Origin of the sequence: Acinetobacter sp. YH12142, assembly GCF_013418435.1 — a bacterium.
GTDB lineage: Bacteria > Pseudomonadota > Gammaproteobacteria > Pseudomonadales > Moraxellaceae > Acinetobacter > Acinetobacter amyesii.
Genome location: NZ_VPCB01000029.1, coordinates 1 through 14,613 on the forward strand (window position 1 = coordinate 1; position 14,613 = coordinate 14,613).

The 14,613-nt window shown below is 41.7% G+C and carries 13 protein-coding genes and 4 pseudogenes; 6 read left to right on the forward strand and 11 right to left on the reverse strand.

Annotated features, from left to right (window positions below; all coding sequences use genetic code 11):
• Positions 1 to 126: 126 nt before the first annotated feature.
• A pseudogene (locus FTU77_RS15160) lies at positions 127 to 357 on the reverse strand (ATP-binding protein); the annotation flags it as partial.
• Between the two features lie 105 nt (positions 358 to 462).
• Here FTU77_RS15160 and FTU77_RS15165 point away from each other — a divergent pair.
• Positions 463 to 930 carry a hypothetical protein gene (locus FTU77_RS15165; RefSeq protein ID WP_180056142.1) on the forward strand — a complete coding sequence of 156 codons (468 nt, stop codon included), beginning with the start codon at positions 463 to 465 and terminating at the stop codon, positions 928 to 930.
• 7 nt (positions 931 to 937) lie between these two features.
• Here the strand turns inward: FTU77_RS15165 and FTU77_RS15170 are convergent.
• The 5 genes and pseudogenes from FTU77_RS15170 to FTU77_RS15190 all read right to left on the reverse strand — a co-directional run bounded on the left by FTU77_RS15170 (position 938) and on the right by FTU77_RS15190 (position 4,654).
• Positions 938 to 1,949 (reverse strand): annotated as a pseudogene (locus FTU77_RS15170) (pirin family protein).
• 158 nt (positions 1,950 to 2,107) lie between these two features.
• Positions 2,108 to 2,731 carry a hypothetical protein gene (locus FTU77_RS15175; RefSeq protein WP_180056143.1) on the reverse strand — a complete coding sequence of 208 codons (624 nt, stop codon included), beginning with the start codon at positions 2,729 to 2,731 and terminating at the stop codon, positions 2,108 to 2,110.
• Between the two features lie 143 nt (positions 2,732 to 2,874).
• Positions 2,875 to 3,030, reverse strand: a pseudogene (locus tag FTU77_RS15180) (RcnB family protein); the annotation flags it as partial.
• Between the two features lie 175 nt (positions 3,031 to 3,205).
• A complete protein-coding gene (locus FTU77_RS15185; protein ID WP_180026136.1) occupies positions 3,206 to 3,751 on the reverse strand; it encodes a glutathione peroxidase in 546 nt (181 codons plus the stop codon).
• Between the two features lie 144 nt (positions 3,752 to 3,895).
• A complete protein-coding gene (locus FTU77_RS15190; protein ID WP_180056144.1) occupies positions 3,896 to 4,654 on the reverse strand; it encodes a helix-turn-helix transcriptional regulator in 759 nt (252 codons plus the stop codon).
• Positions 4,655 to 4,776: 122 nt separating this feature from the next.
• On the opposite strand from FTU77_RS15190, the gene FTU77_RS15195 reads away from it, so the two are divergent.
• Positions 4,777 to 5,658, forward strand: coding sequence for a DMT family transporter (locus FTU77_RS15195; protein ID WP_180056145.1), 882 nt, complete (start codon positions 4,777 to 4,779; stop codon positions 5,656 to 5,658).
• 439 nt (positions 5,659 to 6,097) lie between these two features.
• On the opposite strand, the gene FTU77_RS15200 is transcribed toward FTU77_RS15195, so the two are convergent.
• The 3 genes from FTU77_RS15200 to FTU77_RS15210 all read right to left on the reverse strand — a co-directional run bounded on the left by FTU77_RS15200 (position 6,098) and on the right by FTU77_RS15210 (position 9,146).
• On the reverse strand, positions 6,098 to 6,667 hold the full coding sequence (locus tag FTU77_RS15200) for an L-threonylcarbamoyladenylate synthase (protein WP_111885874.1): 570 nt from the start codon (positions 6,665 to 6,667) through the stop codon (positions 6,098 to 6,100).
• A 31-nt stretch (positions 6,668 to 6,698) separates the two neighbouring features.
• The gene (gene dprA, locus FTU77_RS15205) at positions 6,699 to 7,880 is read right to left on the reverse strand and encodes a DNA-processing protein DprA (RefSeq protein ID WP_180026134.1); all 1,182 of its coding nucleotides are present in this window, start codon (positions 7,878 to 7,880) and stop codon (positions 6,699 to 6,701) included.
• 111 nt (positions 7,881 to 7,991) lie between these two features.
• Positions 7,992 to 9,146, reverse strand: coding sequence for a LysM peptidoglycan-binding domain-containing protein (locus FTU77_RS15210; protein WP_180022161.1), 1,155 nt, complete (start codon positions 9,144 to 9,146; stop codon positions 7,992 to 7,994).
• A 119-nt stretch (positions 9,147 to 9,265) separates the two neighbouring features.
• Here FTU77_RS15210 and def point away from each other — a divergent pair, with 119 nt between their 5' ends.
• The 3 genes from def to FTU77_RS15225 all read left to right on the forward strand — a co-directional run bounded on the left by def (position 9,266) and on the right by FTU77_RS15225 (position 12,475).
• Positions 9,266 to 9,796 (forward strand): peptide deformylase, encoded by a 531-nt coding sequence (gene def / locus FTU77_RS15215; protein WP_078191459.1) that lies wholly within the window; start codon positions 9,266 to 9,268, stop codon positions 9,794 to 9,796.
• 90 nt (positions 9,797 to 9,886) lie between these two features.
• Entirely contained in the window at positions 9,887 to 10,306 is a 420-nt protein-coding gene (locus tag FTU77_RS15220; protein WP_180056146.1) for a DUF2946 family protein, read from the forward strand.
• Between the two features lie 72 nt (positions 10,307 to 10,378).
• Entirely contained in the window at positions 10,379 to 12,475 is a 2,097-nt protein-coding gene (locus FTU77_RS15225; RefSeq protein WP_180056147.1) for a TonB-dependent copper receptor, read from the forward strand.
• 47 nt (positions 12,476 to 12,522) lie between these two features.
• Here the strand turns inward: FTU77_RS15225 and FTU77_RS15230 are convergent, their stop codons facing one another.
• Positions 12,523 to 13,728, reverse strand: coding sequence for an oxygenase MpaB family protein (locus FTU77_RS15230; protein WP_180056148.1), 1,206 nt, complete (start codon positions 13,726 to 13,728; stop codon positions 12,523 to 12,525).
• Between the two features lie 95 nt (positions 13,729 to 13,823).
• On the opposite strand from FTU77_RS15230, the gene FTU77_RS15235 reads away from it, so the two are divergent.
• The gene (locus FTU77_RS15235) at positions 13,824 to 14,420 is read left to right on the forward strand and encodes a TetR/AcrR family transcriptional regulator (RefSeq protein ID WP_180005328.1); all 597 of its coding nucleotides are present in this window, start codon (positions 13,824 to 13,826) and stop codon (positions 14,418 to 14,420) included.
• 104 nt (positions 14,421 to 14,524) lie between these two features.
• On the opposite strand, the pseudogene FTU77_RS15240 reads toward FTU77_RS15235, so the two are convergent.
• Positions 14,525 to 14,613, reverse strand: a pseudogene (locus FTU77_RS15240) (IS5/IS1182 family transposase); the annotation flags it as partial.

A 14,613-nucleotide genomic window follows, 5' to 3' on the forward strand; every position in this document is an offset into this window, starting at 1 on the left:
AAGTATTTGGATTGTCACTGCTTGCTCCAAAGTTAACATGTTGAGCAGTCCAAAATGACCGCTATATTAACCAAGGGGGTCAGTTTTTAAATGCCATTAGGGGGTCATTTTTACACTGCCGCTAACACCAGCATCAACTGCACGTTGGATATAGCGAGCACGAGCTTCCCGATCTGGGTTGGTATTATCAATCACCATTTTTGTTTTGGATGCCAAACCTGCTTCAAAGATCATATTTTCCCGATGTCGGGTTTTCAACATATCCAAATTAATACGTAAATGGCTATGATATAAATTCAACATGTAAAAGGTGGATTTGCCAGAGGCTTGAACGCCTGTAAAAATAATCAGCTGCATGGTGTCTGCAATGAAAGCATGGAATGAATAGTAGAGTATTAAATCAGCAACCCAGTTTTGCTACAATCGCTGCAAAATGAATAAGAACAATTTGCAAAGGTCTGTATGCTCAAATTTTTTACCAGTTTATCTCTGTGTCTTTGTTGTGGTTTGCTCCTTGCATGCCAAAGCCAATACGTTACGACACCCAATCTTCCCACTGAAGCTGCACTGGTCGCTGAATCGGTTGATAATGGCATCAGTACGGAGCTTGAGATACCATATTTGACCGCCTTTCGAAATCTGCGACAAGCCTATAATCACTGTGTTGCGTTTACCGCGAACAATCGCTACGTCTATACCGATAATCGTTTAGAAGAGCATTTGGAGCAGGGGACATTGATGGCACGAACTGAGCATGGGGCGTATTTGCATAAAATGTTGGTCGAAAGTTTAGATCCACAGACGACACGTATTACCTTATTTTTGCCGAAGCAATATACCTTTGCCCAAGCACGCTTTAAACAAGATGTTCAGCGCGCACTTGGACAAGATAAAAACTGCAATACCTTTGAATTTGCTCAATCCAACTAATTGAACTTTAAGACGCTTGTGAGTTTTCTTGCTCTGGGTGCTCTACACGTTTACCGCCTTCATAACTGGCAAATCGAGCCTGATCACGTTTGAAAACGGGTGCAGGTGTTGGCCAATGCCAATCTCCAAAATGGGTTTCACGATAGCGTTTAAAAGCCGCATCGAGTTCTTCCGTGGTATTGAGCACAAATGGACCGCGCATCGCCACGGGTTCATTAATCGGTTCACCTTCTAACCACAGAATCCGTGCTTCTAATCCGCCTGCTTTGAGATGGACGTTGGCATCTGATTGGAGTTCAACCAAATGCTTCATCTGAATGGTTTGACCTTCTATTTCTAATGTATTGCCTTGATAGAAATAAGCAAAACGGTTGGAGCTACTTGTTGTTGCGGGAATCACCAACTCTGCACCTGCTTGCATGGTGATTAAATAAATGTTGACCTTATTTTCTGCGGCAGCCGCCCATGAGTGTGGCAGTCGGGAAATGGCATCGGTGGATTTAAACTGCCCTGAAATCACGCGAATATCCGATTTTTTCCTTCACTATCCGTTTCAAAGACGTGAGGAATCTCTTCACGCCAAAACATTTTATAGTCGGCATCATGGGTTTTCTGTTCAACTGATGAATTAAACCAAATTTGGAAAAGTTCAAAAGGATTGGCTTTATCTTCATGCAGTAGGGGGAACATTTCACAGTGTTCAACGCCATTGCCTGTAGACAGCCATTGCACATCACCTGCAGCATAGCGTCCGCCATTGCCTAATGAGTCAAAGTGATCGACATAGTCTTGTCAACCAAGGTAATGGTTTCAAAGCCAGTGTGTGGATGCTCTGGGAAACCTGGAACCACATCGCCATAGTACATATTGAATTCATCTTTCTCTGCGGCTGTTTTTGGCCCCATGTCTGCATTTGCAGCAGGAAAATGATCGATATGATGAGCTGTAAATAAGAAAGGATCTTTTAAATCTAAACGAAAGGTAATGGGTGTAATGTTATAAATCACAGCGTTTGACATAACTGTTCCATCATTGGCTTTATTATTAAGTATTAATCTAAAAGGAAAAACAGTCGTGTTCTATAGCGGAACTGTAAGAAAAAAAGCGTTAGCTCAAGGTCTAACGCTTTTTTGATTTAAAACAGGTGGAATGCAATGGAAATGCGAGATTCCGCTATTTATTCAGTTTCAGTGGGTGCTGTAGATGAGCTTTTTCCAGCTTGATCTTGGATCAACATACCTGCCAATTTAAGCATTTCAGCTTGAATATTGCCCATTTGATTTTGAATTTTCTGAAAATCAACTTTGCTTAAATCGACTTGTCCATTGAGAAAAGGTGAGGCCAATACTTGCTGATTCGCTGCCTGTAAATTGCTGCGAATATCATTAATTTCAGTGCTTTTTAGATGTAAATCATTCAAAGCTTGATTGAAACCTTTGAGCTGCTGTTGTAGCTGGGTTGCCGCTTTTTGCAATTGGAGATGATCTTGGTTGCTGACTGCGGCTTCTAAATCGACCTGCGTTTGTTTGAGTTGTTCAACATAATTGCCGGCTTTAAGTTGCATATCCGCAACATCGCGAACGATATAAAACATATTGCCACTTTTTAATTGGCTTTGATCTGTCGCCTGACTTTGTGTCGCAGATTGATCTTCGTTTGTTGATGTTGGTGCAGGGCGATCATTTTCTGCTGCGATTTCTTGTTCCTGTTGCGGTGCTGTGGCAGGTTCACAGCCAATCAGCACCAAAACACCACTAAAAATGGCAAAAGGGAGAAGGGCATTCTGCACAAGCTTTTTCATTCAATCATCACTATGTGTTAAGTCTATGCTTTGAATATAGGGGTAGAATGTGGATTAAAAATAGATTGTTGCAAAGCAATAACAAAATAATCGCTTGAACAAAAAAAAGAGGGCATTTGCCCTCTTTTGATGTTTTGGTGGGTTTAACCTGCAATGATTTTGATCATGGCGTGGCTGAAAGCATTCATTAAAATGTAGTCACCACTCACTTTAATCCATTGTTGGTTTTTGCCTGGTTTAGACAGGTTTTTGTATTTGTTGTGGTCTACCTTGTAGCTATGACCACGGTATTTAGAAGGTACTTTTTGTCCAGAACGTCAATCATGTGAAGGATTTACGACTTTTTTCTTGTTCAGGATTTGGTTTTTTAACGGTGTGTTTTGTTTACTGTGCTGTTGAGCTTTCGTATTTTAAAATGATAAATCTCAGTTAAAATCATAATAATCTTAACTGAGAGATTGAAACATTGTCGAATTATTTGGCTAATTCAGCGTTGATAGCATCGACAATACGTGCATCATCTGCCTTGATGTCAGGTGCAAATCGTGCCACAACGTCGCCTTGTTTATTCACGAGGAATTTTTCAAAATTCCATAAAACTTCAGGCTTAGGATTTGGAGTTAAACCGTATTCAACTAAATCATCCCACCATGGGCCTTCACCAATGCGTTCAGGGATGGCTTGGGTTAAGGTTTGATAAAGTGGGTGTTTATCCGCGCCTGCCACAGAAATTTTTGCAAAAAGTGGGAAATCAACCTTGTAGTTGATTGAGCAAAATTCTTGAATTTCAGCTTCAGAACCAGGTTCTTGTTCTAAAAAGTTATTGGCAGGAAAACCTAAGACTTCAAAACCTTGTGATTTCTTCTCTGTATAGAGTTTTTCTAGGCCTTCATATTGCGGTGTTAGCCCACATTTAGAGGCCACATTGACCAATAATAAAACCTTGCCTTGGTATTGATTGAGTGTGGTGTCATCACCTTGGATGGTTTTTACCGGGATATCGTAAACTGAAGCTGACATATTCGTTCCTAATTGAAGTTGTGCCTTTCATCCTTGTTTTAAAGGGAAATCTGGTGAACAGCAAGCTTTTATCGATAGGCTTTTCGCATAATTTTTGTAGTAGTTTGCAGAATTCGAGCTGAGGCTTGCTTGAGTGCTTGGCATTTAACTAGTGGCACGGTGTTGGTTTGGGGTTTTTCCTGTATAGCGTTTAAAAAACTCAATAAAGCTTGAGCTGTGTTGATAGCCCAATTCATAGCTGAGAGCTTTAATAGACTGACCAGCACGGAGTTGTTGAATGGCATAAATAATTTTTGCACGGTTTCGCCATTCAGAAAGGCTCATTTGCAGTTCGTTCTGACTCAGCCGCAGTAACTGACGCCCACTCAAACCGACATTGGATAAGCATTGTTGTAGGCTCAAACTAAAATGATCTACATCTGCAAGCTGCGCCAAGATCGGCTTTAACACCGCATCATGGCTTTGCGGTAAATAATGTTGATGTTTGGGTGCAGTTTTTAACTGGTCGAATAAGACCTGTAGTAGGTGTCGATAGGGTGGTGTGGTATGTTGCTCTGTAGGAAAGGCCAAAATTTCTTGCACCAACAAACGAAAGAAAGGCTGGATGCTAAATACTTCCGTCTGCTTGGGGAAATTTATGCAGAGATCAGGTGCCAGTCGGATTGCCACATAATGAATAGGTTGCTCATCAATCGCGACTGAGCAATGTTCTGTATGTGGGGGAATCCACACCCCATAACTGGCAGGTGAGAGATGGTGTTGCCCTTGTATCTCATATTCGAAAATACCATCGAGACAAAAATTAAAATCACCCCAAAGACAACTGTGCGGATAGACCGTATCTAATGTGGTGTAGTGCGCTTCAAAAAGCTCGATTTGTTGTTCAATCGGTGCTGATGTCATATATGCCTAGGTGTCGATGTCTGAACTACAATATAAATGTCTGAAATTATGTATTTCAATTAAAACAGACATCACTCAAAATACCTAGACCAATCTTTGCACAATATATTGAGGAGTCAGACATGTTGCTTCAAACGCGTTGGGCGAAATTTGCAATTTGTTTGCCTCTGATCGCGGTATTTATATGGTCCTTGAATATTACCGTCACCCGCTATGTGACGGATTATATTTCACCGGTCAGTATCAGTTTTTATCGATGGTTTATCGCATTTTTGATCTTAACCCCCTTTATGCTGAAAACCGTTTGGCAGCAAAGACAGCTTATCAAACAGCATTGGCAGCAATTGGCTGTGCTGAGTGCCTTTGGAATGGTGTTATATCAAGGCTTGGGCTATACCGCTGCGCATTATACGACGGCGACCAATATGGGCATCATCAATGCCTTTATCCCTGTTTTTACGATTGCCGTTGCATTTTTCATACTTAAAGATGTGCCCAATCGTTATGCCATTTTGGGCTGTGCGATTTCATTTACGGGGCTATTGTTTGTCATTGCGCAAGGAGATTTCAGTCAATTACTGAATATGGGCGGACATTTCGGCGATATCCTCATGATCTTCGCAGTGTTCTTTTATGCCTTTTATGGGGTGTTTTTAAAAAAATGGCAACTGAAACTTCCGCTACTGTTGAGCTTATATGTACAAATTTTCTTTGCCGTTTTATATCACTTGCCATTCGTGTTGTATTTAGGCATTGATGCGATTAATCCTGCGAATGCGCCAAGTGTATTTTATGCGGCAATTTTTCCATCACTGATTGCACCGTTGGTATGGATGTTGGCTGTGCAACATCTCGGCCCGAATCGCACCAGTATTTTTATGAATTTAATGCCGGTATTTACCGCGATCATTGCCTATTTCTGGTTGGCTGAGCAGTGGATGTTTTATCATAGTGTCGGCACAGTGATGGCGATTACTGGGGTGATCTTGGCGCAGCGTAAGTAAATCCAGTAAAAAGTTGAAAATTTATGAGAAGTGTTGATTAAAAAACAAGCAAACAAACTTGTTTTTTTATAGGGTAAATCTTTTGAAAATGGATTTTTGAGTGTAAAACTGAATTAAAAAAACAGATGCTCGTCTTAAAAATCAATCAAAAATAGGCACATATTTTGACTAAGTGGTTATAAAATCACAAATAAAGTGCTTATCAGTGGTTTTATTTATATAAAAAATCTATTTGTTAAATTTAAAAAAATATTACATAATACTTTCATCGTAAATGATGAAGTAATTCTTAATAATTACTTGATATTTACCCAGAGATTGTAAGACCCTCTGGATGTGATTTTATACACATCCTTTTTTATGCTCAGCCATCCCTATATGGCTGAGCTTTTTTTTGCCTGTATTTTCCCGAAAGGCAGGTGTAGACAGGCATCCGAGCTTATGCGCGGATGATTTCACCTGTTTCAGCATCAATAATTTTGCTTGGTTCTTGGCTTAGGCCGAGATCACCATTTAAGTAATTTAGTTCATTGGCAAAATATTGATTGGCTTCTTGTAAGGAACGTGCAGGGGTTAATCCTGCAGGATTGGCACTGGTAGACACAATAAAGCCATTAAAAGCTTGGCATAAAGCCACACATAAAGAGTGGGTAGTCACACGGACTGCGACTTTTGGATGATTGCCTTTAATCCATGTTGGAATATGGTCGCCAGCCGGTAATAACCATGTGGTTGCACGTTCATTGGGTTTACGGTTGGTCCAGGTCGCAATGACTTGCTGACGCATATCTTCTGTTAAGCCTTGAAGCAGGTGTTCAACTTGAGCGACATTGGCAGCCAATAAAATCACGCCTTTTTCAATGGGACGTTGTTTTAGGCGCAAAATTTCGAGAAAGGCTTGCTCATTGTAGGGATCACAGCCCAATCCCCAAACAGCCTCTGTAGGATATGCGAGAACCTGACCTTTTTTAAGACAGGAAGCTGCTTCTGCAACAGAGGTGGTAATCATTTCTATAGACCTTATCTGATTCGACAAAGGACTATTGTGAACCTAATTTACCCATTCTACAACGTAAGTAGTGTCCGGCTTGTTGTGTGGCATAGCCCATTAACTCTAATTCCATCAGTTGACTGGTCAATGTCGCGGTATCAATTTTGAGTTGAATGGACAATTGATCAAGGCTTTGGCCGACCCAATCGAGTTGCCGATACAGCGCAATTAAATGTTCTGGGATGGGTTCGGGTGGTGGAGTGTCCGGTGTTGCTGTTTCGGGTGTCGCTATTTCGGTGGTTGTTAAGGTTTCGGCAGCTTGTGATTGCCACTGTGTTGCCAGAGCTAGGTCTTCAATGACCTGTTGTGGATGATCAATCAAAATTGCACCTTCTCGTATGAGTTGATGGCAACCTTGATGCGACTCACTATAAATATGGCCTGGGATGGCAAAAATAGATTTGCCTTGTTCGGCAGCGCGTTGAGCTGTGATCAGTGAACCACTTTTTAATGCCGCTTCCGCCACGATGACACCAAGGCTGAGCCCACTGACGATACGATTTCGATGTGGAAAATGGTGTTGCAGGGGTGGAGTGTGTGGAAGAAACTCACTGATTACGGTCCCACCATGTTGGATGATCTCTTGTCTTAAACGCTGATGTGCGGTCGGATAAGTTTGATCTAAACCTGTGCCCATCACGGCAATGGTTCTGTGGTGTTGTATGGCAGCGCGATGTGCCGCTTCATCAATTCCTTGTGCTAAACCGCTATTGATGTAGAACCCTTGCTCACTTAGATAATAAGCAAAATCATAAGCAATTTGCCGACCTTGGGGACTAGGTTTGCGGCTACCAACAATCGCAATTTGGGGTTGCATCAAGGCTTGGGCATTACCTTGCCCAAATAGAATGGGCGGCTTGTCGCTATAAGGTAAAAGCTGTTGAGGATAGTTCAGGTCTTCAGGAATCAGTACAAAGTCACTGTATTGTTGAATATCCTTGAGACATTTTTCAAAGCTAAGCTGTCCACTTGGACTATGAAATTCTTCAAAGCGCTGTAAATGATTTTTATGCAGTCCTAATTTTTGCCATGTGGTGATTTGATCAGGCTTAAGGGCGTGGTGTAGGGCAGGATAGTGCTGCTGAATTTTATAGAAACTACGAAGTGAGTGTTGCACCACAAACCACAGGCGAATGTAATCTAAATGCAAGTCAGTCAATGAGTTGAGCATAATGAGACCTTTGAATCTGTCTTCTTTTTATGGTTTAAAATGATCAGTGATATCGTTGTTGGATAATAAAAAATGAGGCTGAAATACAGCCTCATTTTTATGGATTTGGTCTTAGTCATCCATCAGTGGTGGCTGAATCGTTGCACCTACTTTGATTGGTAATTCGCTTTCAAGTACATAAGCATAGCTTAGGTTATCAAACGTTTTGAATACCATAATGTTACCAATACGTTGTCCTGGAAGTTGAACACGTTCTTTGGTTTTTGGATCAGTCACGATTTCACCTTTTTGGTTCACGCTAAAGACTTGACCAGATTGAACGCCTTGCAAGCTACCACGGTCAATCGTCACAACACTGTGAACCGCTGCAGTACCAATCGAGCCCATAACACGAACTACACTACCGCCAGCAGTGACATTTTCTGCATTGGTTGGATAGAACAGTGTTGGCAGCATTGGGTCATATTCAGGAAGAACACGATCGCCACGACGAACTTCAGCATTATAAGTATCGGTTAGTTCTAAAGTGGTAATGTCATTTTCACCACGAACGGCAACACCTGAAGCGACTTGAGTCAGTTCTAAACCTGCGTTGTATTTTTTGCCGTTTGCATCGGTAAAGATGTACGGTTCGCCTTCACGGTAAACAGCATATCGTTGACCGACTTGCATGCCTTGGCCGCGTGCATAAACTGTTTGGCCTTTGGCTGCCAATACACGTTGATCAGCTGTACCTAAAATGTAAGGTGTGCCTTCAACAGAATCAGCGGCAACAATCATGCTGCGCTCAAGCCATTGCTTAATATATTCTAATGGGATAACCGGAATCGCACTGTTGAGGGATTCAACACGAACTTGTGGTTGAAGTTTAGTGCCACCTGTATAGCGACGAATAATACCTTCACAGCCATCACCTTCATCCTTACCGATGATTGGGCGGCCATTGTAGGTACACATTAATAGGCGGTCACCTGGGAAAATCCAGTGCGGATTTTTCACGTGTTTATTGCTCGCCCAGATTTCAGGCCAGCGCACGGGATTTTTTAAGAAACGCTTGGAAATATCCCACAACGTATCGCCTTTTTTCACCACATAAACTTGAGGCGCACCTGCCTTCAATGACGGTGGATTGACGTTACGAGCAGGGGCAGCTTCTGCAACACTGACCATTCCCATCCCCACACTTACACAGACTGTAAGTGCCAATAATTGTTTTTTAAACCCCAAGGCACTAAAAGTTGGCATGCCCTTCAAAACCTTTTTCATTATCATAATTCCTAAAATTATGTATGTAACTGCGTTATAATAACGATATTACACACAATTTTTTGATGAAGCATTCCTTCATTTTGTTTTTTGATCAATGGCATAAGTGAGGACGTCGTATGGCCTTATTACCTATTTTAAGTTTCCCCGATCCCCGTCTTCGTACCATTGCAAAACCAGTCGAAGAAGTTACTGATGAAATTCGTCAGTTAGCAGCCGACATGTTTGAAACTATGTATGAAGCACCGGGAATTGGCCTGGCAGCAACACAGGTAGATCACCATATTCAGCTGATAGTCATGGATTTATCTGAAGAAAAAGATCAACCCATGGTGTTTATTAACCCCAAAATTACGCCATTGACGCAAGAGACGCAGCCCTATGAAGAAGGCTGTTTATCAGTGCCTCAAATATACGATAAAGTTGAGCGCCCGTCACGTGTAAAAATTCAGGCAATTAACCTTGAAGGTCAATCATTTGAAGTGGAAGCGGACGGACTTCTCGCAGTTTGTATCCAACATGAAATGGATCACTTAAATGGTAAGTTGTTCGTCGACTATCTATCGCCTTTGAAACGTCAACGTGCACGTGACAAAGTGGAAAAATTGGTTCGCCAACGTCAAAAAGATAAAGTCGCAGTTAAACGTTAATTGATCGCGGTTAAAAAATACCTGAGAGAAGCCCAATTTCGATTGGGCTTTGTTATACTTGGGTCAGACAAATGTTAGGGTTTGCCTGTATTGTTTCGTAGTGGAGTGCTGCTGTCCTTTGCAGCCGTTTTTTTGCAGATTGCTGTTTTTTTACAGCCATTGTTGCCCAAGCAATATCAAGTTGCTCCGGTCTGCGAAACCATTACGCGTGCACTTTTACTTCCCAATGTTCATGCTGAACATACCGCACATTCACACCATTCATCTTCCGCTCATGTAGAGCAAGTTCAAGTCGATCATACTGCCCATGAACATGATGCCAGTCATCAATGTCAGTATTGTACGGTCTATGGCAATTTGGTTTTGCCCTCTGAACTTGATGTGAAAGAAGTGCTTGATCGAATTCAAGTTCGTTTAATTGCTTTTCAAAAAGCTTTCAAGCATGTCTGGTTTGTTCTTCAACAACTCTTTTTACTTCCGCAAGGTCGAGCCCCGCCACTCGCTGTATAAATCCGACGTTTTTTAAACTTGGGTCTTTGAGGACTCAGGTACGCCTTTATTTATGTATTTTGTGAGATAAACATGGCTCAGCCTAAATTTTTTCTACAGCCTCTTGCGGCTGCAATTTGTATTGCCTGCTATTCAACTACGGTGATGGCTGACGAGATGTCCGTAGAGATGACGGAAACCAATGCCGTACAGACTTTGGCACCGATTGTGGTGACATCACATCAGGGGAATGATACCAATGGCTTGATTGTTCGTGCTAACCCCAAACAGCCGATTCAACCGATACCTGCCAGTGATGGCGCAGATTATTTAAAAAGCATTGTGGGTTTTAGTACCATAAAAAATGGGGGAACCAATGCAGATCCAACCTTCCGTGGCATGTTTGGTTCACGCATTAAAATATTGACCGATGGCACAGAAAATCTAGGGGCGTGTCCAAGTCGTATGGATGCACCAACGTCTTATATTTCCCCTGAAAGTTATGACCGAATTTCAGTGATTAAAGGGCCTCAAACGGTTCAATATGCCAATACAGGTTCTGCTGCAACAGTCTTATTTGAACGCAAACCTGAACAGTTGGATGCTGATAAAAACTACCGTGGTCAAGCCAGTGTGATGATCGGTTCTTATGGTCGTTTAGATCATAATGTCGAAGCGGCCGTGGGGGATGAACATAAATATGTCCGTCTAAATGCCAACCGTTCTGTTGCAGACAGCTACCAAGATGGAGATGGCAATACTGTGCCGTCAGATTGGGAGCGCTGGAATACAGATTTGGCACTCGGTTGGACACCGAATGAAGATACATGGGTAGAACTTACCGGAGGTAAAGCCGATGGTGAGGCGGTATACGCAGGCCGTTCAATGGATGGTTCGCAATTTGCCCGTGAAAGCTTAGGCCTTCGTGTCGAGAAAAAAAATGTCACAGAGGTGATTAAAAAAATCGAAGCACAGGTCAACTATAGTTATAACGACCATATCATGGACAACTTTAGTTTGCGTGAGCCACCTTTAGCTGAAATGACCCATCATGGTATGACTATGATGATGCCGAATCCAATGGCGATGCAGGTAACACGCCGTACATTAAATGCACGTATGGCGGTAACACATGAATGGGATAAGCTGCAGTTCATTACTGGACTAGATACGCAGAATAATAAACATGCCGGCAGCATGACGTCGAAAATGATGCCTTCGATGAATAAGCCCTTAACGCAAGATATGGCATTTCAGTCCTATGGCGGTTTTGGAGAAGTCAGTTATCAATTGAGTGATAACAACAAGTTGGTTTCAGGACTTCGTCTCGATCAAGTGCAAGTGAAAGATGAGCGGGCAGCTTCGAAAGCGAGTGGCTATAACACGGAGCTGAATGAAACATTACCAAGTGCTTTTATTCGTTTTGAAAATAAGCACCCTGAACATGACAATGGTAAAACCTATATCGGTCTAGGCTATGTAGAGCGCATGCCAGATTATTGGGAATTATTCAGCCCAAGATCAGGAAATGGTCATAACAATACATTCAATCATATTGATACAGAAAAAACGCTTCAGTTAGATATGGGTTATCAACATGAACATGGCGCTTTGAATTCCTGGGTATCGGCTTATGCAGGTTTAGTGAGAGATTATATTTTAACAAGTTATAAGTCTGGATCAGGAATGATGAAGGGTATGGAAGCACATAGCCGAAATGTGGATGCCACCATTGCGGGAGCTGAAGCAGGGATTGGCTATCAATTTAGCGATCATATTCAAGCCGATGTCAGCGCAATGTATGCGTGGGGTAAAAACACCACAGATGGCAAGCCATTACCACAAATCTCACCGTTAGAAGCACGTATCAACTTACGTTATATCCAAGATAATTATACTTTGGGAGCATTCTGGCGTGTGGTTGATGGGCAAAATCGTATCAGTGCGCACCAAGGCAATATCGTGGGTTATGACCTGAAAGAAAGTGCAGGATTTGGCACACTGTCTTTAAATGGTACTTATCATATTGATGAGGGTGTAGATGTATCTGTCGGTGTGGATAATCTCCTGAATAAAACCTATACCGAACATCTAAATAAACTGGGTGATGCAGGGACAGGTTTAGCGACTGATCAACAGTTTAATAATATCGGTCGCAATTATTGGGCACGTATTTCGATGAAATTCTAAGTCCTGACATTTGTCATCCAAAAAGCAGAGCGATCGCTCTGCTTTTTTTATTGGTGCATACTGGCCAGTTGTTTGGCCTTACTTTGATACAGTGCTAAACCGAGTTTTTGAATCGCACGGCCTTTTTGCTGTAATTTTTGATTTAAACTTGGGACATGCTTAGCGCCTGAATACAGGACGAGATTTCTAGCCAATAAATAATAGGCAAACCATGCGGCGGACTGTGGTTTGAGTCCTAATTTGTGCATACGTTTTTTGCCAATAAAAAATTGTGTCAGCTCCAGATGTTGTCGATAAGCCAGTTTTTGCTGAAGTGGTCGAAGGTATTTGTACTGTCGTTCAAAAGGTTCTTTAGAGAGACTGGCGCCGAGAGCCATACTGCTTGCATCAGATTGAGGATGTACAAATTGCATCCAATACAACAGTTTCCAACCATCAGATTCTTTTTCAATTAACCATTTGTCATCAATACCCATCAACCAACCCACATAACGCCAAAAATGCAAAAAGCTTTCAGTCTCTTGTTTTGATGGAAAAATCCCTAAAGCGCGAATGCCCAAAAGCACCACACTGCTAAAGGCAAGATTGGTCATCGCCAAGTCAAATTGATTAATCGGCACCCCCCACGTTGCAAAATCCCAGTCTTTGCCTTTTTGGAGTTGATGCCGTACCACAGCATGAATAAAACGCACATAAATTGTCGATGTAAATCCTGCATGCAAACGTTCGAGTCCGCGTTCTTCAGTGATATCTACCCACCATTTAGTGGTTTCAGCCAGACGTGTACCGGCTTGTTTATTTAAAGCACCGGTCAGCATGAGCGGCTGATTGAAACCGGGGAAAAGATAACCGACCATAAGTGAAAGATCGCGCAAAATAAAGCCATTATTAATCCCTAGCCGATGGGTGAACTCAAGGGCTTGCTGTATTTTTTCTGGCTCTAGCCAGGGCGGTATTTGTTCAACATGCTTAAAAAAATGTTCGAGTTCAGGAATAGGAAAGGGAAGCTGTTCTACACCTTTAAATAAAGCAATTTCAAAATATTCACGATGCTGCTTAGGGTTCTGCATCATCCACGTGAGCACTTTTTCCATCTGTGGATCACTACATTGCAGGGCTTTATTGAGGGCAAGATATTGAGGGTAATTCGGCTGTGCAGCTTGACCCGTCAAATGAGACAGCAGAAAACTCAGCAGATTAGATTGCTGCGTGGCCTGAAATGAAGACAGCCGGGTATTGAAGTGGGTGGTCATGTTTTGATCTTCAATGTTATTGTTGCATACCACACTAATATGAATATTTATTCGCATTCAATTCGCATAACACTATCGCATTGGAGAGCAATAGAATGAGAAAAAGACCACAACAACAACGCGCGAAAATGATCGTGGGAAACATTTTGCAAGCTGCGCAGTTGTGTATTGCAGAACAAGGTTTACTGGAGCTGACGACGCCCAAAATTGCGGAAAAATCTGGCGTGAGCGTTGGGTCAATTTATCAATATTTTGAAAATAAAGAACAAATCGTAGAAGAGTTACTGCTCAGAAAATCAGAACAATTGGGGTTAGCACTAAAAAATATAGTCGTGGAGCAAGAGCTGCACAGTATTTATGAGGTGATCCCACTTTGTATTCAGTTTGGCTTTGATATGTTGAAAGCTGATCGCGGCTTCTTCATTGAAATCTTAAAACATTGGCATCAATACAGTCATTCAGATGCCTCTCAGGTTTTGGAAAAGCATTTTTTTGAAGTTGGGATGTATTTATTTAATCGCTATTATTCACATTGGAACTTTGAAACGCTGAAACATCGCTCTTTTGTGATTATTAACAGTACTTTATTTACCATGATGCGCTATGTAAGCAATAATAGTTTTTTAATTACAGAACAACAGCTTAAAGTGGAATTGTCAAAGATGATTTTGGCGTATTTAGATAGTGAATGACACTTAAAAAATTAAAGTTGTCTCTTAAATAATCTATTTAATTCTGATCCAAGATATGTGAAGATAGATTAGGGTGTGTTGACATTTACAGCCGATAAATTGAGCTAAAGAGGCAACCATATAAATATACAAGCTAAAGCAACAGCGCTTTGATAGTTACGTTTTAGCTTATCGTATCTTGTGGCAATTCCTC